This window comes from Pseudomonas sp. B2021 (assembly GCF_018135665.1).
Classification (GTDB): domain Bacteria; phylum Pseudomonadota; class Gammaproteobacteria; order Pseudomonadales; family Pseudomonadaceae; genus Aquipseudomonas; species Aquipseudomonas lactis.
The window spans coordinates 3,580,584-3,600,614 of record NZ_SMOF01000001.1; the positions used below are offsets into that span (position 1 = coordinate 3,580,584).

Annotated in this window: 20 protein-coding genes; 12 read left to right on the plus strand and 8 right to left on the minus strand. The window is 61.4% G+C overall.

Annotated elements, in window-relative coordinates; genetic code table 11:
- Window positions 1-32 precede the first annotated feature (32 nt).
- A complete protein-coding gene (locus E1K68_RS15900; RefSeq protein WP_003190856.1) occupies window positions 33-956 on the plus strand; it encodes a sugar ABC transporter substrate-binding protein in 924 nt (307 codons plus the stop codon).
- A gap of 50 nt (window positions 957-1,006) precedes the next feature.
- Here E1K68_RS15900 and E1K68_RS15905 read toward each other — a convergent pair whose 3' ends face one another.
- Window positions 1,007-1,321: a DUF2834 domain-containing protein gene (locus E1K68_RS15905; protein ID WP_003190855.1), complete on the minus strand. Its 315-nt coding sequence runs from the start codon at window positions 1,319-1,321 to the stop codon at window positions 1,007-1,009.
- A gap of 191 nt (window positions 1,322-1,512) precedes the next feature.
- Between E1K68_RS15905 and E1K68_RS15910 the strand changes: the two genes are divergently transcribed.
- On the plus strand, window positions 1,513-3,222 hold the full coding sequence (locus tag E1K68_RS15910; protein ID WP_212614377.1) for an amidase: 1,710 nt from the start codon (window positions 1,513-1,515) through the stop codon (window positions 3,220-3,222).
- A gap of 40 nt (window positions 3,223-3,262) precedes the next feature.
- Here E1K68_RS15910 and E1K68_RS15915 read toward each other — a convergent pair whose 3' ends face one another.
- Complete coding sequence (locus E1K68_RS15915) at window positions 3,263-3,496, minus strand: DUF6434 domain-containing protein (RefSeq protein ID WP_212614378.1); 234 nt, start codon at window positions 3,494-3,496, stop codon at window positions 3,263-3,265.
- Window positions 3,497-3,651: 155 nt separating this feature from the next.
- Between E1K68_RS15915 and E1K68_RS15920 the strand changes: the two genes are divergently transcribed.
- A complete protein-coding gene (locus tag E1K68_RS15920; RefSeq protein WP_014718653.1) occupies window positions 3,652-4,083 on the plus strand; it encodes a nuclear transport factor 2 family protein in 432 nt (143 codons plus the stop codon).
- Between the two features lie 7 nt (window positions 4,084-4,090).
- Here E1K68_RS15920 and E1K68_RS15925 read toward each other — a convergent pair whose 3' ends face one another.
- Complete coding sequence (locus tag E1K68_RS15925) at window positions 4,091-5,416, minus strand: PLP-dependent aminotransferase family protein (RefSeq protein ID WP_212614379.1); 1,326 nt, start codon at window positions 5,414-5,416, stop codon at window positions 4,091-4,093.
- Between the two features lie 89 nt (window positions 5,417-5,505).
- Between E1K68_RS15925 and E1K68_RS15930 the strand changes: the two genes are divergently transcribed.
- The 3 genes from E1K68_RS15930 to yghX are packed head-to-tail and all read left to right on the plus strand — an operon-like array spanning window position 5,506 to window position 7,873.
- The gene (locus tag E1K68_RS15930) at window positions 5,506-6,396 is read left to right on the plus strand and encodes a DMT family transporter (protein WP_212614380.1); all 891 of its coding nucleotides are present in this window, start codon (window positions 5,506-5,508) and stop codon (window positions 6,394-6,396) included.
- A gap of 50 nt (window positions 6,397-6,446) precedes the next feature.
- A complete protein-coding gene (locus E1K68_RS15935; RefSeq protein WP_003190847.1) occupies window positions 6,447-6,941 on the plus strand; it encodes a thioesterase in 495 nt (164 codons plus the stop codon).
- A 44-nt stretch (window positions 6,942-6,985) separates the two neighbouring features.
- Window positions 6,986-7,873 (plus strand): YghX family hydrolase, encoded by an 888-nt coding sequence (gene yghX, locus E1K68_RS15940; RefSeq protein ID WP_003190845.1) that lies wholly within the window; start codon window positions 6,986-6,988, stop codon window positions 7,871-7,873.
- A gap of 160 nt (window positions 7,874-8,033) precedes the next feature.
- On the opposite strand, the gene E1K68_RS15945 is transcribed toward yghX, so the two are convergent.
- On the minus strand, window positions 8,034-8,906 hold the full coding sequence (locus tag E1K68_RS15945; protein WP_003190844.1) for a LysR family transcriptional regulator: 873 nt from the start codon (window positions 8,904-8,906) through the stop codon (window positions 8,034-8,036).
- Between the two features lie 129 nt (window positions 8,907-9,035).
- On the opposite strand from E1K68_RS15945, the gene ampC reads away from it, so the two are divergent.
- From ampC to E1K68_RS15960, 3 genes are all read left to right on the plus strand, one after another.
- Window positions 9,036-10,178 carry a class C beta-lactamase gene (gene ampC / locus E1K68_RS15950; RefSeq protein ID WP_057709881.1) on the plus strand — a complete coding sequence of 381 codons (1,143 nt, stop codon included), beginning with the start codon at window positions 9,036-9,038 and terminating at the stop codon, window positions 10,176-10,178.
- Window positions 10,179-10,293: 115 nt separating this feature from the next.
- Window positions 10,294-10,857 (plus strand): nicotinamide riboside transporter PnuC, encoded by a 564-nt coding sequence (gene pnuC / locus E1K68_RS15955; RefSeq protein WP_003190841.1) that lies wholly within the window; start codon window positions 10,294-10,296, stop codon window positions 10,855-10,857.
- Window positions 10,854-11,372 carry an AAA family ATPase gene (locus tag E1K68_RS15960; protein ID WP_003190840.1) on the plus strand — a complete coding sequence of 173 codons (519 nt, stop codon included), beginning with the start codon at window positions 10,854-10,856 and terminating at the stop codon, window positions 11,370-11,372. Before pnuC ends, E1K68_RS15960 begins: the two co-directional genes overlap by 4 nt.
- A 117-nt stretch (window positions 11,373-11,489) precedes the next feature.
- Here E1K68_RS15960 and E1K68_RS15965 read toward each other — a convergent pair whose 3' ends face one another.
- Together E1K68_RS15965 and E1K68_RS15970 are read right to left on the minus strand one after the other, a co-directional pair.
- The gene (locus E1K68_RS15965) at window positions 11,490-12,767 is read right to left on the minus strand and encodes an ATP-binding protein (protein WP_212614381.1); all 1,278 of its coding nucleotides are present in this window, start codon (window positions 12,765-12,767) and stop codon (window positions 11,490-11,492) included.
- Window positions 12,768-13,475 (minus strand): winged helix-turn-helix domain-containing protein, encoded by a 708-nt coding sequence (locus tag E1K68_RS15970; protein WP_057709879.1) that lies wholly within the window; start codon window positions 13,473-13,475, stop codon window positions 12,768-12,770.
- Window positions 13,476-13,632: 157 nt separating this feature from the next.
- On the opposite strand from E1K68_RS15970, the gene E1K68_RS15975 reads away from it, so the two are divergent.
- Complete coding sequence (locus E1K68_RS15975) at window positions 13,633-14,832, plus strand: MFS transporter (protein WP_212614382.1); 1,200 nt, start codon at window positions 13,633-13,635, stop codon at window positions 14,830-14,832.
- Here E1K68_RS15975 and miaE read toward each other — a convergent pair.
- Complete coding sequence (gene miaE / locus E1K68_RS15980; RefSeq protein ID WP_032892116.1) at window positions 14,788-15,390, minus strand: tRNA isopentenyl-2-thiomethyl-A-37 hydroxylase MiaE; 603 nt, start codon at window positions 15,388-15,390, stop codon at window positions 14,788-14,790. The genes E1K68_RS15975 and miaE overlap by 45 nt on opposite strands.
- 151 nt (window positions 15,391-15,541) lie before the next feature.
- Here miaE and E1K68_RS15985 point away from each other — a divergent pair, with 151 nt between their 5' ends.
- Window positions 15,542-16,405, plus strand: coding sequence for a universal stress protein (locus E1K68_RS15985; protein WP_034135442.1), 864 nt, complete (start codon window positions 15,542-15,544; stop codon window positions 16,403-16,405).
- 90 nt (window positions 16,406-16,495) lie between these two features.
- On the opposite strand, the gene E1K68_RS15990 is transcribed toward E1K68_RS15985, so the two are convergent.
- Complete coding sequence (locus E1K68_RS15990) at window positions 16,496-16,963, minus strand: DUF1289 domain-containing protein (protein WP_003190830.1); 468 nt, start codon at window positions 16,961-16,963, stop codon at window positions 16,496-16,498.
- Window positions 16,964-17,359: 396 nt separating this feature from the next.
- Between E1K68_RS15990 and acnB the strand changes: the two genes are divergently transcribed.
- Window positions 17,360-19,969, plus strand: coding sequence for a bifunctional aconitate hydratase 2/2-methylisocitrate dehydratase (gene acnB, locus E1K68_RS15995; protein WP_212614902.1), 2,610 nt, complete (start codon window positions 17,360-17,362; stop codon window positions 19,967-19,969).
- The last annotated feature ends 62 nt before the right edge of the window (window positions 19,970-20,031 follow it).

Here is a 20,031-nt window from a genome sequence, read left to right on the forward strand (position 1 = left end):
TTTGACAACAACAAAAACAACGGAGCACAACCATGAAGAAGCAACTCCTTGCGGCACTGTTAGTCCTTGCGTTCAGCCCTTGGGCGCTGGCGGACATTCGCATCGGCGTGAGCATCGCCCAGGTAGACGACGTATTCCTCGCACAAATGCGCGACTACATGGCCGCCCACGCCAGGGAACTGCCCGATGTCACCCTGCAATTCGAAGACGCCCAGGGCGACGTGGTGCGTCAACTCAACCAGGTGCAAAACTTCACCGCCCAAGGCATGGACGCGATTATCGTCAACGCAGTGGACACGGCCGCCACCCAGAAGATGACGCTCAATGCCCAGCAGGCCAAGATCCCGCTGGTGTACGTCAACCGCCGTCCGGAGTTCAAGGAGGTGCCAGCGGGCGTGGGCTATGTCGGTTCGGACGAGATCAAGGCCGGCGAAATCCAGATGCGCTACCTGGCCGAGAAAATGGGCGGCAAGGGCAACCTGGCGATCATGCTCGGGCTGCTGTCCAACAACGCCACCCATAACCGCACGCTGGGGGTGAAGACCGTGCTAAAGGACTACCCAGACATCAAAATCGTCGAAGAACAAAGCGCCGAATGGCAGCGCGGCAAGGCGATTGACCTGATGAACAACTGGATCGTATCCGGGCGCAAAATCGATGCCGTGGCCGCGAATGCCGATGAAATGGCGATTGGCGCGGCCATGGCTATCAGCCAGGCAGGCATGCAGCCAGGCAAGGACATCCTGGTGGCCGGCAGCGACGGCGGCGCAGCTGGATTGGACGCGGTGAAAAAAGGCCAGCTGTTGGTCACGGTGTACCAAGACAACAAGGGCCAGGCAGTGGGTTCCATCGACCTGGCAGTGAAGATGGTCAAGCAGCAGCCGTACACGGCGGAGCTGACGATTCCTTATCAGCAGATCACCAAGGACAACTACCAAGCGTTCCTTAATCCCTGAAGACCGCGCACTACTCATGGCAAGGGAGCTTGCGCCCTTGCCATACAGGCTTAGTTGAGTGTTCGCCGAGAAAACCCATTAACCACGATATAGAGCAACGGCCCCACCGACACAAACACCGCCGTCAGCACAAAGTACGGCAACACCGAGCCTATCGACCGCCCTCGCCCACGCGCATCCCGGTACATCCACACACACGCCAGCACCGCCATCAGGTACAGGTCAATCACCACCTGAGCCGTATCGGGCCTGGACATCAGTTCCCATCCAAATGCCAGCAGTGATTGCTCGGCCGTGAGCATGGTCGCCACGGTATAGACGGTAAATCCCAGCAAGGCCGCCAGGGCGATATAAGGTTTTTGCATGGTCTCTTCCTTGAAGTGCAACGTTAATCAACGCGGCCACCTTAGCGATAAGAGGCTGCCGCTCGCAATCCTGCTGACGTCTTTCCCGAGATGTCCTGCGCGCCGCCTACACGAAGTATGCCGCGCTGGTTTTGTGAAATATCTGTACGTAGACTGCCGCCATACCTCCACTTGAAGGCGGCGAAAAAAACGTGATGCAAGTTACTGAAGTCTCCATTGCCCAATTGCGCGCTGCGCTTGAAGCAGGCCAGACCACGGCAGTTGAACTGGTGCAGGCGTACCTGGCGCGGATCGATGCCTACGATGGCCCGCAGACGGCCACTGCGCTGAACGCCGTGGTGGTACGCAACCCCGATGCGCTCAAAGAAGCCCAGGCGTCCGATGCGCGCCGTGCCAAGGGGCAAACCCTGGGGCCGCTGGATGGTATCCCCTACACGGCCAAGGACAGTTACCTGGTCAAGGGGTTGACGGCTGCATCCGGCAGCCCGGCGTTTGCCAAGCTGGTGGCCCAGCGCGATGCCTTCACCATTGAGCGTCTGCGTGCCGGTGGCGCCATCTGCCTGGGCAAGACCAATATGCCGCCGATGGCCAATGGTGGTATGCAGCGTGGCGTGTATGGTCGCGCCGAGAGCCCCTACAACGCCGACTACCTCACCGCGCCGTTTGCGTCGGGCTCTTCCAACGGTGCCGGCACCGCCACCGCCGCCAGTTTTGCCGCCTTCGGGCTGGCTGAAGAAACCTGGTCCAGCGGTCGCGGCCCGGCTTCCAACAATGGCCTGTGTGCCTACACGCCTTCGCGTGGGGTGATTTCGGTGCGCGGCAACTGGCCGTTGACCCCGACCATGGACGTGGTGGTGCCCTATGCGCGCACCATGGCCGACCTGCTGGAGGTGCTCGACGTCGTGGTGGCCGAAGACCTGGACACACGTGGCGACCTGTGGCGCCTGCAACCCTGGGTACCGATCCCCAGCGTCGCCTCGGTGCGCCCAGCGTCCTACGCGGCCCTCGCCGTCAGCAGCGAAAGCCTGGCCGGCAAGCGCTTTGGCGTGCCGCGCATGTACATCAACGCCGACCCGGAGGCTGGCACCAGCGAAAAACCCGGTATCGGCGGCCCGACCGGGCAAAAGATCCACACCCGAGCCACGGTGATCGAACTGTGGCAAGCCGCACGCCAGGCACTGGAAGCCGCCGGTGCCGAAGTGATCGAAGTGGATTTCCCGCTGGTGTCCAACTGCGAAGGCGACCGCCCCGGCGCACCGACGGTGTTTACCCGTGGCCTGGTTTCCAAGGAATTTCTCCACGACGAGTTGTGGGAATTGTCGGCCTGGGCCTTCGATGACTTCCTGCGCGCCAACGGCGACCCGCACCTGAACCGCCTGGCCGATGTGGACGGGCCGAAGATCTTCCCCCACGACCCCGGCACCCTGCCCAACCGTGAAGACGACCTGGCCGCCGGCATGGACGAATACGTGCGCATGGCCCAACGCGGCATCACCCCATGGGACCAGATCAGCACCGTACCCGATGGCCTGCGCGGCCTGGAGCAAACCCGGCGCCTGGACCTGGAAGACTGGATGGATACCCTGGGGCTTGACGCCGTGCTGTTCCCCACCGTGGCCGACGTAGGCCCGGCGGATGCCGATGTGAACGAAGCGTCTGCCGACATTGCCTGGAGCAACGGCGTGTGGGTGGCCAACGGCAACCTCGCCATCCGCCACCTGGGCGTGCCCACCGTCACCGTGCCAATGGGCGTGATGGCAGACATCGGCATGCCAGTGGGGCTCACCTTCGCCGGGCGCGCCTATGACGATTCGGCGCTGTTGCGCTTTGCCTCGGCGTTCGAAGCCACCGGCAGCAAACGGATGATCCCGCCGCGTACGCCACCGCTGGCGGCTATCTAGCTGGGCTCCCCGCTCCCACACTTTTTGTTCATATTTCAGTTCAAACACCGTGGTGCGAGGACCGAAGCACCTCGTTGCGCCGCTGCCACTCCTCCACCACATCCCCCAAAGTCTTGGGTGCGCCGTTACGAATCCACGCCATGAATGGACGGTTGAACTTGAACGCCGGGCCACACTGCTCAAGCATAAAGCGGCGTACGTTCTGGGTGTTTTTATAGCTAGAGGTGACGGGTGTAGCACTGGTGATGACGTCGCTGTGCCAGTCAAAATCCATGATGTACCTCGGCTGCGCGGATGGTGATGAACACTCTAGCGCCTCCTCACCTCAAGCTCCTGCAAATTTCACTTTCCTTCCCCCTTGAGAATATTGCATGGTTGTACGACGACATACCTCGTCGTATTTCCCAACAACAATAAGGAAAACCCCCCATGCCCAACTTCAAAGTGCTGATCGGATTTCTGTGCCTGTTCTGCGGCTACGTCGCCGCCGCGCCCGGCGCAGCCGAGAAGGATGTAGCCCAGGCAGTCGATCAATTGACCCAAGCCATGCTGCACCTGGACCTCAAGCAGCTTCATGCACTGACGTCCGACAAGCTCACCTACGGCCACTCCAGCGGCAAGGTGCAGAACAAGGCGCAATTCATTGCCGACCTGGAAACCCATACCAGCGCATTCAAAACCCTGGAGATGCAAAACCAGACCATCACCCTCAATGGCGATACCGCCCTGGTGCGCAACCACTTCCACGCCCTGGCAGTGAACAGCGGTGTGGACACACCAACCGATATCGATAACTTCCAGGTCTGGCAAAAACAGCATGGCAAATGGCTGCTGATTGGTCGCCAGGCTTACAAGTACTGAAGATCGCTCACCACGCCACCACCTTGCGCACCTTCACCAGCGCCTCACGCAACGCCGCCATGGGCACCGAACCCAGGGCCAGGCGCAGCGCGTGGGGCACCTGGGCCGAGACCGCGAACGGTTCGGCGGTTGAAACCGAGATGCCTGCGCGCTGCAAGGTCATGGCGACCTGATCGGCGCGGGCATCTTCCGCCAACGGCAGCCACAGAAAGTAGGAGGACGGATGGCTGATGGTCTTCACGCCGGTCAGCACCTGTGCCGCCAATGCCTGGCGGGCCTGGGCATCCGCGCGCTTTTGCGCCTCCAGTTGCGCCACTGTACCGTCTTCGAGCCAGCCCACCGCAATCGCACTCATCACCCCTGGCACGTTCCAGGTGGTGGCCATGATCGTGCGTTCCAGGCCGTTTACCCAAGCCATAGGCGCAGCGATAAAGCCCACACGCAACCCGGTGGCGACACTCTTGGACAGCCCGCCGATATACACCGTGCGCTCCGGTGCAAGAGTCGCCAAAGGTGGCGGTGCTTCTTCGGCGAGAAACGCATAGGCGCCATCCTCGATGATCATCAGGTTGTGCTGCCGGGCGATTGCCACCAAGCGCTCGCGCTGCGCCAGGCTCATCACCCAGCCCAGCGGGTTGTGCAGGGTCGGCATGCTGTACACCGCTCGCACCGGGCGCTGGCGACACAGGCTGTGCAGGTGGTCCAGGTCCGGGCCGCTGGCGGTGACTGGGATGGCGACCAGTTCCAGGTGCAGGGTTTCGGCCAGTACCTTGAACCCCGAATAGGTCAATGCATCCACCGCGACCACATCCCCAGGCTTGAGCAAGGTCATCATGCTCACCGCCAGGCCATGCTGGGCGCCGCTGACGACAAGCACCTGCTCGGCTTGCACCGCCAACCCTCGGTTCAACAAGTGCCGGGCCACGGCGGCGCGCTCGTGCACACGCCCGGCATGGGGCTGGTAGCGCAGCAGCGCCTCCAGATCGCCAGACAGGGCGAGCTGGCGCAACGCCGTGCGCAACAGCTCGGCCTGGCCCGGCAAGGACGGGTAGTTGAAATTCAGATCGAGCACACCCGCCGTAACCGTCATCTGCCCGCTGCCCTGCCCTGGCGGCAACGCGATTTCACGCACGAAAGTGCCGCGCCCGGTTTCGCCGCTGACCAGTCCCATGGCTTCCAACTCGCTGTACACCCGGCTGGCGGTGACCAGTGCCAGGCCATGCTCGGCGGCCAATTGCCGATGGGTAGGCAAGCGCGTGCCGGGCTGCAATTGGCCGCTGCGGATGGCCTCGGCGAAGGTATCGACCAGCGTCTTGTAGCGAGCACGGGGCATAGGGTTGTATCCATGACAATTTTTTGATTGTCTTAATCTTCAATCCTAGGATGCCCAGCACGCAACTGCCATTTTCGGACAGGTCCCCCATGGAACGCACTTCTCCTCTCGGCACTCTGGACAGCAGCACCCAGGGTTGGATCAACGGTTTTATCGGCGTGGTGATTTTCAGCGGCTCGCTGCCAGCCACGCGCCTGGCGGTGATGGAATTCGACCCAGTGTTCCTGACCATGATCCGCGCCACCCTCGCGGCGCTACTGGGGTTGTGCCTATTGGGGGTATTCAAGCAAAAACGCCCCACACGCCAGCAATGGGCCCCGCTGGTTATCGTCGCGCTTGGCGTGGTGATCGGCTTTCCACTGCTGACGGCCCTGGCCCTGCAGTACGTAACCTCGGCCCATTCCATCGTCTTTATCGGCCTGCTGCCACTGGCCACGGCAGTGTTCGGCGTGCTGCGCGGCGGTGAGCGGCCGAGACTGGTGTTCTGGTTGTTTTCGATCCTGGGCAGCCTGTTGGTGATGGGTTATGCCGTTGCCCAAGGCTTGAGCGCCGCACCCGCGGGCGATGTGCTGATGCTGTTGGCGGTGCTGGTGTGCGGCCTGGGGTATGCCGAAGGCGCCAAGCTGTCGCGCAGCCTGGGCGGCTGGCAGGTGATCTGCTGGGCGCTGGTGGTGTCGCTGCCGGTGGTCGCGCCCTTGAGCCTGGTGCTGGCGCCGTCCACCCTCAGCGGTATCAGTTTGCCGGCGTGGTTGAGCCTGGGCTATGTGGCGTTGTTCAGCATGTTGATCGGTTTTGTGTTTTGGTACCGCGGCCTGGCCCAGGGCGGGATTGCCGCGGTCGGCCAGTTGCAGTTATTGCAACCATTCTTCGGCCTGGCGCTGGCAGCCGGCTTGCTGCATGAACAAGTCAGCCTGGGCATGGTGCTGGTGACGGTGGCGGTGATCGGCTGCGTGGCCGGGGCGAAGAAGTTTGCTCGCTGACCCCTGGCCTGCTAAATAGAAGCGTCGCCAAACAACAACAAGGACTCTGCATGCACAGCGCTTCTCTCCAGGACACCACGGCGCCGGACGGCATCTGTTACGGCTGCGGCAGCAGCAACCCCCATGGCCTGCACATCAAGAGCCGCTGGGATGACGATGGCGTGCATGTCATTGCCGAGCACCAACCCGAGGCCAAATACAGCGGCTGGCCGGATCTGGTCTACGGTGGGCTGATCGCCATGCTGGTGGACTGCCATTCCAACTGGACCGCCATGGCCTACCACTACCGCGCCGAACAGCGTGAACCCGGCAGCCTGCCGCGCATCGACTGCGTCACCGGTAATCTGGGGATCAAATTCATCAAACCCACGCCCATGGGGGTGCCCCTGGTCCTGCGGGCTCGGGTCGAAGGCGAAATCGGCCGCAAAAGCCGTGTGGTCTGCGAAGTGTATGCAGGCAGCGTGCTCACCGCCGTCGGCGACTCGGTGTTCGTGCGCGTCGACACCGGGCAACTGGCCGCTGCCGCCCATGGCCGCGAGGTTTGATCCTGGTCTACAGTGACGGCAACCGCTAATCGAGGACTGCACCGATGACTCGTCTGACCGCGAAAGACTTTGCTCCCGAACTGCTGGAACTCTACGACGGCTACGCCCATGGCAAGATCAACCGCCGCGAATTTCTCGACCGCGCTGCACTGTTCACCCTCGGTGGCCTCACCGCTTCGGCCTTGCTCACGGCCCTGAGCCCCAACTACGCCTTGGCCGAACAGGTGAAGTTCACCGACCCGGACATCGTCGCCGACTACATCACCTACCCCTCGCCCAAAGGCAACGGCACCGTGCGCGGCTACCTGGTGCGCCCAGCCAAGGCCGCAGGCAAGCTGCCCGCCGTGGTGGTGGTGCATGAAAACCGGGGCCTGAACCCCTATATCGAAGACGTTGCCCGACGCCTGGCCAAGGCCGGCTTTATCGCCCTGGCCCCGGACGGCCTGACCTCGGTGGGCGGCTACCCTGGCAATGATGAAAAAGGCGTGGCACTGCAACAGACGGTCGACCCGACCAAACTGATGAACGACTTCTTCGCCGCCATCGAATGGCTGATGCACCACGACAGCAGCACGGGCAAGGTCGGCATCACCGGGTTCTGTTATGGCGGCGGCGTGACCAATGCAGCGGCGGTGGCCTACCCGGAACTGGGCGCGGCAGTGTCGTTCTACGGGCGCCAACCCGACGCCAAAGACGTGCCGCGCATCAAGGCGCCGATCATGTTGCATTTCGGTGAGCTGGATACCCGCATCAATGAAGGCTGGCCGGCGTATGAACAGGCATTGCAGGCGGCGGGTACCACGTATGAGGCATTTATCTACAAGGGCGCCAACCACGGTTTTCATAATGATTCGACGCCGCGTTATGACGAGGCAGCGGCGAACCTTGCCTGGGAACGCACTTTAGGGTGGTTCGGCAAATACCTCGCCTAGCCAAGCGCTAACTGTGGGAGCGGGCTTGCCCGCGAAGGCGGTGTATCAGTCGCTGCACCTGTTACTGCACGACCGTTTTCGCAGGCAAGCCAGCTCCCACATTGGGTCTTCGTTGCTTTGGCATGGCGTTCGCTTAACTGATTGGAAAATCCCTCGCACATCAGGCAACACTCGTCTGCAGCCACCCTTTGAACGCCAACATCGCGGGTGTTTCAGCCCGCGACTGCAAGCGCGTCAGCCAATAGCTGCCGGTGGTGATCCCCACCTCGAACGGCTGGCGGATCACATCGCTCTCCAATTGCCGCGAGAACATCAGGGCTGGCGCCAGTGCTACCCCAGCCCCTTGCAGCGCGGCCTCCATCATCGCCAGCGAGGAGTCGAACACCACGCTGCGCGGCACCCGGGTATCGCCGGGCAAACCGGCGGCCTGGAACCACAGGTTCCACTCATCGGCACGGTAGGAACGCAGCAAGGTGTGCTTCAACACGTCAGCCGGGCTGCGCAGTTGTTCGGCAAGCTGCGGCACACACAACACCGTCAACGGTACCTCAAGCAAAGGGCAGGCATCGGTGCCGTGCCAGGCGCCGGCGCCAAAGCGGATGGCATAATCCAGGCCCTCGGCGGCGACATCCACGCGGTTGTTGTGGGTGGACAAGCGCAAGTCGATCAACGGGTAGCGGCTATGAAAATCCGCCAGGCGCGGCAACAACCAGCCCACCGCAAAGGTACCGACCGCCCCCACGGTCAATACTTCACGGTAATGCCCGCCTTCAAACTGATCCAAGGTCAGGGCAATACGGTCGAAGGCGTCACGCAGCACGGGCAGCAGGGATTCGCCTTCGCTGGTGAGCATCAAGCCCCGTGGCAGGCGCTTGAACAGCGTGACGTTGAGTTGCGCTTCGAGGCTTTTGACCTGATGACTGACCGCCGCTTGGGTCACGCATAACTCGATGGCCGCACGGGTAAAGCTCAAATGCCGCGCCGACGCTTCGAAGGCGCGCAAGGCATTGAGCGGCAGATGGGAACGCAACATGACTTGGCCCAAATTTTTCTAATGGCTGGTGCGAGATATCATCGTTTGCCCGCTCCCGGAAATCCACCTACATTTGCCACGCCTGCGCAGGCTCCGATCGTCACTGCCTTACTTACATGGAAGCGAAGCATGAAACACACCCTGAAAAAATATGCGATCTCAGCCTTGTTGCTTGGGGCCGGCAGCTGCATGGCCGCCACCGATATGCGCCAGGTCGTGGACAGCCACGTCACCCCTCTGATGAAACAGCAAGGCATCGCCGGCCTGACGGTCGCGGTCGTCCAACACGGCAGGGTGCAATACTTTAATTACGGCGTCGCCGCCAAGGACACTCAAGCACCTGTCACCGAAAACACCCTGTTCGAAATCGGCTCAGTGAGCAAAACCTTCAACGCCACCCTTGGTGGGTATGCCCAGGCTATCGGCAAGCTCAAGCTGTCGGACATGACCAGCCAACACCTGCCCGTGCTGGCTGGCAGCGCGTTCGATCGCATCAGCCTGCTGCAACTGGCGACCTATACCCCCGGCGGCCTGACGCTGCAGTTTCCGGACGCCGCCGACAGCGCCACCACCATGATGGAATATTTCCAGCATTGGAAACCCACTTATGCGCCGGGGGAACAGCGCCTGTATTCCAACCCCAGTATTGGCCTGTTCGGTTACGCGACAGCAAAAAGCCTGGGCCTGCCGTTCACCGTCGCCATGGAAAAAACCCTGCTGCCCAAGCTGGGCTTGACCAACACCTATACCCGCGTGCCCGCCGACAAGGCCGGCCTCTACGCCCAGGGCTATGACAGCCAGCAGAAACCAGTACGCGTCAACCCCGGCGCCCTGGACTTCGAAGCCTACGGTATCAAGAGCAGCAGCCAGGACCTGGCCCGCTACGTGATCGCCAACATGCACCCGCAAACCCTGGAACAACCGGTGCAGCAGGCCATTGCCACCACTCACGCCGGCTACTACACCGTCAACGGCATGACCCAGGGCCTGGGCTGGGAACGCTACCCCTACCCCATCGCCCTGCAAGCGTTGCTTGACGGCAACTCCACACCGATGGCGATGGAGCCGCACAAGGTTAACTGGCTCAAACCTGCCCAGGCGCAGCCTGCCAACGTGCTCTACAACAAAACCGGCTCCACCGGCGGCTTTGGCGCCTATGTGGCGTTTGTGCCAAGCAAGGACATGGGTGTGGTGATCCTCGCCAACAAGAACTACCCGAATGCCGAGCGGGTGAAAGTGGCGTATGCGATCTTGAGTGCGATGGATAACTGAAGCCGGCAATACCCCCGATGGGCGGGGGCTGACCTTAGCGTTGGCGGTGCACGTTTGAAGATCGCCGGCCTCTAGGTACAATCACCGCCCTCTCCCACTCCCCCAAGGATCCGCCATGTCCGGGCTTGAACTGTTCGCCGCCGCCCTGGGGGTGATCGCCGTCTGGCTGACGGTCAAACAAAACCCATGGTGCTGGCCCATCGGCTTGGTGATGGTGCTGCTCTACACCTGGGTATTCTTTGAGGTCAAGCTCTACTCCGACATGCTCCTGCAAGTGGTCTATGCGGCCTTGCAGGTGTATGGCTGGTGGCAGTGGACCCGCGCCGGCGAGGTCAAGCAGGGCCGCCAAGTCACGAGCCTGGGCGTGCCGGCGATCATGGCCAGCCTGGCTGTGGGTGCCGTCGGCAGTCTGCTGCTGGGCGCCGCCATGGCCCACTGGACCGACGCCGCCCAGCCTTGGCTCGACGCCGCGCTCACCGGTTTCAGCCTGGTGGCGCAAATGTGGATGGCGCAAAAACGTGTGCAGTGCTGGGCCTTGTGGATCGTGGTGGATGTGATCTTCGTCGGCCTGTTCCTTTACAAAGGCCTCTACCTCACCGCCGCGCTCTACGCACTGTTTACCGTGATTGCCGTGCAAGGCTGGCGCGAGTGGCGCGCCGACCCGGCGTTGCGCGCATGAAGGTGGTGGTATTAGCAGGCCCCGAATCCAGCGGCAAGAGCTGGCTGGCGGCGCAGTTGCACGCGCACTTCGGCGGGTTGATGGTAGGGGAATATGTGCGCTACTTCATCGATCAGCATCAGCGCGACACCACCCTGGCGGATATCCCGGCCATTGCCCAAGGCCAGTTGGCCTGGGAGGATGCCGCCCGCGCCAAACGCCCCGCGTTGCTGATCCTCGACACCCACCTGCTCACCAACAGGCTCTGGAGCCAGACCCTTTTCGGCGACTACCCCGGCTGGCTGGATGACGAACTTCTGGCGCGGCATTACGACCTGCACCTGCTGCTCTCCCCCGAAGACGTGGAATGGAGTGCCGACGGCCAGCGCTGCCAGCCGGAACTGGCGGATAGGCAGGCGTTTTTCCAGGCCAGTCTGGAATGGATGCAGCAGCACCAACAGCCACTGGTGGTGATTCGCGGGGGCTGGGAACAACGGCGCCAGGCGGCGTTTGCCGCGGTAACGCAGTTGCTGTAGGAGCGAGCTTGCTCGCGAAAAACGTCAACGATAACGCGTGTTTTCTGGATAAACGCGGCGCCTGTGAGTTTTCGCGAGCAAGCTCGCTCCTACAGGATGACATTGGGGCAAGCCCCTTTACTCGGCATACGCCCACGTCATCCGAAACGACGCCCCGCCCCATTCCGAATCCAGCACCTCAACTTGCCCGCCATGCCACTGGCTGACACGCTTGACCAGCGCCAGGCCCAGGCCAAACCCGCCTGTGCGGCGGTCGCGGCTGGCGTCGAGGCGCAGGAAGGGTTCGAATATCTTGGTGCGCCCCTCCAGCGGCACCCCCGGCCCATCGTCGTTGACCCGCACTTCGTAACCGCTGCCAAACTTGAACAGCGACACTTCCACACGGTGGTCGGCATAACGAATGGCGTTGCGCAGCAGGTTGATCACGGCCCGCGCCATAAAGCGTGGCTCGATCTGGATAACGTCCACCTCGCAGGTGCGCAACGACAGCTGCACCCCTTGCGCCTCGGCCTCCAGGGCCACGGCGCCTATAACACTGTCGAGCCAACTGTGGGCCTCGATATGCTCACGGGTGACCTGGGTGGCGCCCGGCTCAAGGCTGGCATAGGTCAACAGCTCGGAGACCATTTCTTCCAGCTCACCGAGGTCGGCGTACATGTCGTTGATCAGCGCTCGGCTTTGCCGTGGGTCGCTTTGTTGCCTGAGTTGATCAAGCTCGAATGACAACCTTGCAATCGGCGTGCGCAATTCGTGGGAGACCGCATTGGTGAGTTCGCGCTGGTTGGCGATCAGGCCCTCTATGCGCTCGGCCATCTGATTGAAGTGCCCGGCCAGGGAACGCACGGTGGAACGGCTCGGCAGCAGGATGCGCGAGCCCAGGTCGTTGTCACCGAAACGTTGCGCCGCGAGGCGAATGTGCTCCAGGTCGCGCCAGTGTGGGCGCACCCAGAAATACAGAACAATGGCCAGGCTCACGCCCAGGAAGCCGTAGGCCCACAGGTACAACCACTTGGGCTCTTCCGGCAATTTGATTTCGAGCAATTGGGGGCCGTCGTCGATAGGCGCGAGAAACTTCATGAAGTCTTCGCGCACCACCACCTGGCCAGCCGCGAGGAGTTTGTGTTCGCGCTCGCTCAAATCCTGGTTATCACGCTGCACCAGTTTGAGCCGCAAGCCGTAATGCGGTTGCAGTTCGTCCAGGCGTGCCTGGCGCGCCTCTGCCGGCACGGGGCGCAGCTGTTCCACCAAGGCCCACGCCGGTCCGCGCAGGGCTTCACGGTTATAGGTTTCGTTGGACTCGGGCATGTAGGTGTCCAGGCCGAAGTTCACCAGCCAGATCGACCCGGCCAGGCCGAGCGCAAGTATCACGTAAAGGCGCAGATACAAGCGCAGCATCTACACCTCCCACGCGAACGGATTGAACAGGTAGCCCTTGCCCCAGATGGTCTTGATGCACACCGGCTCGCGGGGGTTGTCATTGAGCTTGCCGCGCAGTTTGCTGATGTACACGTCTACGCTGCGGTTCAGCCCATCAAAGGCAATGCCGCGCATGCGGTTGAGGATATCGTCACGGGACAGAACCTTGCCCGAGCTGCTGGCCAGCAACCACAGCAACTCGAACTCCATGGTGGTGAGGTCAATGGTCTCGCCGCCCAGGCGCACCACCCGGCAACTGCGATCAATCGACAAGCGGCCAAACTCCAGAGCGCCGCGCATCGTGGGCTCGGGCACCTGGCGGCGCTGCAACGCACGTAGGCGCGCCAACAATACCGGCGGTTTGATCGGCTTGATCACGTAATCGTCAGCACCGGACTCAAGACCAAGGATATGGTCCAGGTCATCTTCCTTGGCGGTGAGGATCACGATGGGCGTGTCCGACACGTTGCGAATCTCGCGGCAGACATGCAGCCCGCTCTGACCCGGCAGCATCAGATCGAGCACGACGATCTTCGGCTTGAAATCCACGAACGCCGCCAAGGCTTCATCACCCCGGTACACCACCCGTACCTCGAAACCATGCTGCGACAGAAAATGCGAGACCAGCCCTGCCAGCTTTTCATCGTCCTCAACGAGCAGGACCTTGCCCAGACCCAGGTTTTCCATAAGTTCTCAGTGTGGATGCGCGGATTGAAAAAGGACCATTATAGGTGGCAAGCTGGCCGACAGAAGCCGCTGGCCAGTACCCAGCGAAGAAGCTTCATGCTTTTAAGAGTTTTTAACAAATAGCCTGCACTTTTTAACGCCATTGACAGGGAGTTCCATGCGCAAGGATTACCTGGCGTTCTTCATTTCGCTGTTCCTTTCACGGCTGGCCGACCAGATTTTGCTGTTTATCGTGCCCTTGATCGTGTTCCAGACCACTCAAAGCGTGTCGTGGGCGGGTTTGGCGTTTTTTGTCGAGTCACTGCCGCGCTACCTGGCGTTTCCGGTATGCGGCGCGCTGTGCGACAGGTTTTCACCGGTGCGTATCCTGCATATCAGCCAGGTGTATCGGGCCTTGGCGTGTGTGGTGGCGATGGCGTGCTATGGGCTGTTCGACGGCATCCATTGGCTGGTGATGCTGTCCGCGCTTTGCGGCGTGTTGACCACCCAGGGCATCATGGCGCGGGAAGTGGTGATGCCGCATATCTTCGGGCAGTACACCTATGCCAAGACCTTGTCCTATTCGCAGATCGCCGACCAGGGCGGACTGGTGCTCGGGCCGTTGGCGGCGGCGCTGATGCTGGAAGTCTGGGCGTGGCCATGGGTAGTGCTGGGCGTCGCCGCGCTGTTTGTGCTGGCAGACCTGGCGATGCTGATCTGGCAGCGCAACACCACGGTGGACCTGCACATCCATGAACAACAGCCGGGTAACTGGCTGCAACCCCTGCGCACCGCTTTTGGCCACATCCTCAACCGGGTGGAGTTGAAACGCATCATCGTCCTGGCGGTCGGTGTGAACCTGATGGTCGGCGTGACGCTGGCTACCTCGGCTGCCATGGTCACTGGCCACTACGCAGCGGGCAAAGACGCCTATGCCCTGCTGCAAGCCGCCGGGGCGCTGGTGACAATCGCGATTCTGTTCTACCTGGCGCATTCATCACTGAAGCTGAAGGTACTGGGCGGGTTGTCGTACTCGATGATCACCGTCGGCGCGCTGATCACAGCGCTCAGCCCCGGCGTGTGGGCCTACACGGTGGGGTTCCTGCTGCTGACCGGCTTCGACAAGATGTTCAACGTGTACCTGCGCAGCACCCGCCAACGGGTGATTCCGGTGCAGGACTTCGGCAAGACCGTTGGCGTGATGACCTTGCTCAACAACCTGGCCCAGCCCTTGGCGGGCTTGATGATTGCCGTGTTGGCAGCGCCTTTGGGCACGCCAACGGTGATCCTGCTGCTGGCGGGGATCACCGCCTTGATCGGTGTGGCCGTGGCCTCAGGCTGGCACGCCACTGTGAAAGCGGAACTCGACGTCGGGTGATTCGATCAGGTCCTGCTCGGTGGCCCGCACCCGCTCGATCACCTGGGCGATGTCCTTGGCGTCGCCGTACTGGTAAGCCAGCTTCAAGTAACCCTGGAAGTGCCGCGCCTCGCTTTTGAGCAAGCCGAAATAGAACTTGCCGAGTTCTTCGTCCAAATGCGGCACCAGCGCTTCGAAACGCTCGCAACTGCGCGCTTCGATAAAGGCGCCCACCACCAGGGTGTCTACCAGCTTGACCGGCTCATGGCTGCGCACCACCTTGCGCAAACCCGAGGCATAACGCCCGGCGTGCAGTTGACGCAGCTCGACCTTGCGCTTTTTCATCAGGCGCATGACCTGCTCGTGGTGCACCAACTCTTCGCGGGCCAGGCGCGACATCATGTTGATCAGGTCAACGTGGCCGTAGTACTTGGCCATCAGGCTCAAGGCAGTGCTGGCGGCTTTGAATTCGCAGTTCTTGTGGTCGATCAGCAGGGTTTCCTGGTCGGCCAACGCGGCCTGGACCCAGGCATCAGGGGTGCGGCAGCCGAGGAATTCATGGATTTCGGGCAGGTTCATCGGGCTCACGGGCAAAGGATCACAAAAGGGCGCCGATTATACCGACCCCGCCGCAGACCACCAGCCACCGGCCTTGATGTGTATCAACATGACGGTTGCCGACCAGCAACTATAGTTATTCAACGCCCGTCCTTTTCAGGAGAACCCGACCATGCAAGCCATCCGCAGCATCCTGGTGGTCATCGAGCCCGAGCACTCCGAAAGCCTGGCACTCAAGCGTGCCAAGCTGATTGCCGGGGTGACCGACGCGCACCTGCACTTGCTGGTCTGTGACAAGAAACACGAGCATTCGGCGCTGTTGAGCCTGCTCAAGCAAGGCTTGACGGAAGACGGCTACAGCGTCACCACCGAGCAAGCATGGAACGACAGCCTGCATGAAACCATCATCGATGTGCAGCAAGCCGAAGGCTGCGGCCTGGTGATCAAGCAGCACTTCCCCGACAGCCCGCTGAAAAAAGCCCTGCTGACCCCGGCGGACTGGAAGTTGCTGCGCTATTGCCCAACGCCCGTGTTGCTGGTCAAGACCGCTACTCCCTGGGCGGGCGGCGTGATCCTGGCGGCCATCGACGTGGGCAACACAGACGGCGAACACCGCTCGCTGCACCATTGGATCATCGACCATGGCTTTGATATCGCCAGCCTGGCCAAAGCCAAATTGCATGTCATCAGTGCCCACCCGTCGCCCATGCTGTCGGCGGCCGACCCGACCTTTCAGCTCAAGGAAACCATCGAGGCGCGCTATCGCGAGCAGTGCAAGGCATTCCAGGCCGAGTTCGACGTGGACGACAGTCACCTGCATATCAAGGAAGGCCCGGCCGATGTGCTGATTCCACACATGGCCCATCAGTTACGGGCGGCGGTGACCATCATCGGCACGGTGGCCCGCACGGGGATTTCCGGCGCGTTGATCGGCAATACCGCAGAAGTGGTGCTGGATGCGGTACAAAGCGATGTGCTGGTGCTCAAACCGCAGACGCTCATGGACCATCTGGAAGAGCTGGCGACCAAGCCCTGACACCGACCTTCAGGCAATGTAGATCAAATTTTGCTCCTGATACACCGCCATCGCAGGCAAGCCAGCTCCCACATTGACCTCGCCAGTCAGTTAACCCAGCGCATCTTTCAAGAACCCCGGCGCGATATAGCGCTGGTAATGCGCCTCGGACAAGATAAAGAACTCGCGATCAATGGCATCGCGCAGTTCAGGCAGCGCCCAGTCGCGAAACTCCGGCAACAGCACCATGCCATAGGCCTCCAGGTTATTGATCACCCGGGCCCCACGGGCGATCAACTGGTAGGCCCAGCAATACTCGGACTGGTGTGGCACAAAGCGAATCTTGCGTTGCTCCAACTGCCCGCGCAGGGTCTTGGGGTCGAAAACCTCCACTTTGCCGGCCATGACCTGCACCAACAGCTGCTCAAGCCTGAGCCAGACCGCGCGCTTTTCTTCTTCGTTATAGCCGTTCCACTGGATCACTTCATGGTGGAAGCGCTTGCATCCACGGCACACGAGATCGCCGTAGACCGTGGAACACAGGCCGACGCAGGGAGTCTTGATGGTTTGGTTGGGCATGGGCAATGACACGCAAATCCGCGAAACAGTGCGCCATGTTAGCCCTTTGTCTAAGGTTGATCACCCAGCAAACTTGAGCAGGCAACTTACCTTTAGATTTTTTTTGCCGTAGAATCACCCGGCCTTGTAAGGCGCCAATAATCCGCTGGAAGCTGTTTTCAAAGCGTCACGAGCACAGTCGTTCCTTCAGAACGGTGTTGGCGCAGGTTCGACCCGGTAGGTCAGAGCCCGCGCCAACCCTCATCAGCTCCGTTCTGCAGGCGTAAAACTTTGAAAGCAGCTTCTGTAAAGAAATGGCGGCAGCGCTGGCTTTGCGGCCCAAAAAGCCCCCGAGCGCATGCGTGCCGTTCATTTCTGGATGAGCGTCCCGTGGGACCACTGATGAGGGTAATAACTGTGCTTGAAGCCTACCGCAAACATATCGAAGAGCGTGCAGCACTGGGTATCGTTCCCCAGCCGCTTAACGCCGAACAAACCGCAGGCCTGGTCGAGCTGCTGAAAAATCCTCCGGCTGGCGAAGAAGAATTCCTCGTTGACCTGATCACCAACCGCATTCCACCAGGCGTTGACGAAGCCGCTTACGTCAAGGCCGGTTTCCTGTCTGCCCTGGCCAAGGGCGAAGCCACTTCCCCCCTGATCGACAAAAAACGCGCTGTTGAACTGCTCGGCACCATGCAGGGCGGCTACAACATCGTGACGTTGGTCGAGCTGCTGGACGACGCCGAACTGGCACCCGTCGCGGCCGCCCAACTCAAGCACACCCTGCTGATGTTCGATGCGTTCCACGACGTCGCCGAAAAAGCCCGTAACGGCAACGAGCACGCCAAAGGCGTGATCCAGTCCTGGGCTGACGGCGAGTGGTTCCGCAACCGCCCTACCCTGGCCGACAAGATCAGCCTGCGCGTCTTCAAGGTCACCGGCGAAACCAACACCGACGACCTGTCGCCTGCGCCTGATGCCTGGTCCCGCCCTGACATCCCGCTGCACGCCCTGGCCATGCTGAAAATGGCTCGCGAAGGCATCGTGCCGGACGAGCAAGGCAAGACCGGCCCGATGAAGCAGATCGAAGAGATGCGCGGCCAAGGCTTCCCGATTGCCTACGTGGGCGACGTGGTCGGTACCGGTTCGTCGCGTAAATCGGCGACCAACTCGGTGCTGTGGTTCTTCGGCGACGACGTGCCGTATGTGCCGAACAAGCGTGCCGGCGGCTTCTGCTTCGGCAGCAAGATCGCTCCAATCTTCTACAACACCATGGAAGATGCTGGCGCACTGCCAATCGAATTCGACGTCACCAACATGAACATGGGCGACGTGATCGACCTGTACCCGCATGCTGGCAAAGTCTGCAAACACGGCACCGACGAAGTCCTGACCACGTTCGAAATGAAGACTCCGGTGCTGTTGGACGAAGTCCGCGCCGGCGGCCGTATCCCGCTGATCATCGGCCGTGGCCTGACCGACAAGGCCCGCGCTGAGCTGGGCCTGGGCCCTACCGACCTGTTCAAGCTGCCTGAAGCGCCTGTCGACACCGGCAAGGGCTTCACCCTGGCGCAGAAAATGGTCGGCAAGGCCTGTGGCCTGCCAGAAGGCAAAGGCGTTCGTCCAGGCACTTACTGCGAGCCGAAGATGACCACCGTGGGGTCCCAGGACACCACCGGCCCAATGACCCGTGACGAACTCAAGGACCTGGCGTGCCTGGGCTTCTCGACCGATCTGGTGATGCAGTCCTTCTGCCACACCGCGGCTTACCCGAAGCCGATCGACGTGACCACCCACCACACCCTGCCTGACTTCATCATGACCCGTGGCGGTGTATCGCTGCGTCCGGGCGACGGCATCATCCACAGCTGGCTGAACCGTATGCTGCTGCCGGACACCGTCGGTACCGGTGGCGACTCCCACACCCGTTTCCCGATGGGCATCTCGTTCCCGGCCGGTTCTGGCCTGGTCGCGTTTGCCGCCGCCACCGGCGTCATGCCGCTGGACATGCCGGAATCGATTCTGGTGCGCTTCAAAGGCAAGATGAAACCTGGCATCACCCTGCGTGACCTGGTGCATGCCATTCCTTACTACGCGATCCAGGCTGGCCTGCTGACCGTAGAGAAGAAAGGCAAGAAGAACGCCTTCTCTGGCCGCATCCTGGAAATCGAAGGCCTGAACGACCTGACGCTGGAACAGGCTTTCGAGCTGTCCGACGCCTCGGCTGAACGTTCGGCTGCCGGTTGCACCATCAAGCTGTCCAAAGAGTCCGTCACCGAGTACCTGAACTCCAACATCACCCTGCTACGCTGGATGATCGGCGAAGGCTACGGCGATGCACGCACCCTGGAACGTCGCGCTCAAGCGATGGAAGCCTGGGTCGCCAACCCGGAGCTGATGGAAGCCGATGCCGACGCCGAATACGACGAAATCATCGAAATCGACCTGTCGGAAATCAACGAGCCGATCCTCTGCGCGCCAAACGACCCGGACGACGCCCGTCTGCTGTCCAGCGTCGCTGGCGAGAAGATCGACGAAGTGTTCATCGGTTCGTGCATGACCAACATCGGTCACTTCCGCGCTGCCGGTAAACTGCTGGAGCAGGTCAAGGGCCAGTTGCCAACCCGTCTGTGGCTGTCGCCGCCGACCAAGATGGACGCGCACCAACTGACCGAAGAAGGCTACTACGGCATCTACGGCAAGGCTGGCGCACGCATGGAAATGCCAGGCTGCTCGCTGTGCATGGGTAACCAGGCACGCGTTGAGCCAAACTCCACCGTGGTGTCGACCTCGACCCGTAACTTCCCGAACCGCCTGGGTGATGGTGCCAACGTCTACCTGGCGTCGGCAGAGCTGGCGGCCGTGGCCTCTACCCTGGGTCGCCTGCCGACCGTCGAAGAGTACATGGGCTACGCGGCGAAACTGGACACCATGGCCAGTGACGTCTACCGTTACCTGAACTTCGACCAGATCGCTGAGTTCCGTAAGATCGCAGCGAGCGCCAACATCCCGGTGATTCAAGCTTAACGGTGTGTTGACGTAAAAAACGCCGCGTATCGCAAGGTACGCGGCGTTTTTTTATGCCTGGA

Bases quoted from the DNA above. Each gene is read 5' to 3' on its own strand.
- E1K68_RS15900 (WP_003190856.1), top strand. From the start codon at position 33: ATGAAGAAGCAACTCCTTGCGGCACTGTTAGTCCTTGCGTTCAGCCCT.
- E1K68_RS15905 (WP_003190855.1), bottom strand. From the start codon at position 1,321: ATGCAAAAACCTTATATCGCCCTGGCGGCCTTGCTGGGATTTACCGTC.
- E1K68_RS15915 (WP_212614378.1), bottom strand. From the start codon at position 3,496: ATGGATTTTGACTGGCACAGCGACGTCATCACCAGTGCTACACCCGTC.
- E1K68_RS15920 (WP_014718653.1), top strand. From the start codon at position 3,652: ATGCCCAACTTCAAAGTGCTGATCGGATTTCTGTGCCTGTTCTGCGGC.
- E1K68_RS15925 (WP_212614379.1), bottom strand. From the start codon at position 5,416: ATGCCCCGTGCTCGCTACAAGACGCTGGTCGATACCTTCGCCGAGGCC.
- E1K68_RS15930 (WP_212614380.1), top strand. From the start codon at position 5,506: ATGGAACGCACTTCTCCTCTCGGCACTCTGGACAGCAGCACCCAGGGT.
- E1K68_RS15935 (WP_003190847.1), top strand. From the start codon at position 6,447: ATGCACAGCGCTTCTCTCCAGGACACCACGGCGCCGGACGGCATCTGT.
- yghX (WP_003190845.1), top strand. From the start codon at position 6,986: ATGACTCGTCTGACCGCGAAAGACTTTGCTCCCGAACTGCTGGAACTC.
- E1K68_RS15945 (WP_003190844.1), bottom strand. From the start codon at position 8,906: ATGTTGCGTTCCCATCTGCCGCTCAATGCCTTGCGCGCCTTCGAAGCG.
- ampC (WP_057709881.1), top strand. From the start codon at position 9,036: ATGAAACACACCCTGAAAAAATATGCGATCTCAGCCTTGTTGCTTGGG.
- pnuC (WP_003190841.1), top strand. From the start codon at position 10,294: ATGTCCGGGCTTGAACTGTTCGCCGCCGCCCTGGGGGTGATCGCCGTC.
- E1K68_RS15960 (WP_003190840.1), top strand. From the start codon at position 10,854: ATGAAGGTGGTGGTATTAGCAGGCCCCGAATCCAGCGGCAAGAGCTGG.
- E1K68_RS15965 (WP_212614381.1), bottom strand. From the start codon at position 12,767: ATGCTGCGCTTGTATCTGCGCCTTTACGTGATACTTGCGCTCGGCCTG.
- E1K68_RS15970 (WP_057709879.1), bottom strand. From the start codon at position 13,475: ATGGAAAACCTGGGTCTGGGCAAGGTCCTGCTCGTTGAGGACGATGAA.
- E1K68_RS15975 (WP_212614382.1), top strand. From the start codon at position 13,633: ATGCGCAAGGATTACCTGGCGTTCTTCATTTCGCTGTTCCTTTCACGG.
- miaE (WP_032892116.1), bottom strand. From the start codon at position 15,390: ATGAACCTGCCCGAAATCCATGAATTCCTCGGCTGCCGCACCCCTGAT.
- E1K68_RS15985 (WP_034135442.1), top strand. From the start codon at position 15,542: ATGCAAGCCATCCGCAGCATCCTGGTGGTCATCGAGCCCGAGCACTCC.
- E1K68_RS15990 (WP_003190830.1), bottom strand. From the start codon at position 16,963: ATGCCCAACCAAACCATCAAGACTCCCTGCGTCGGCCTGTGTTCCACG.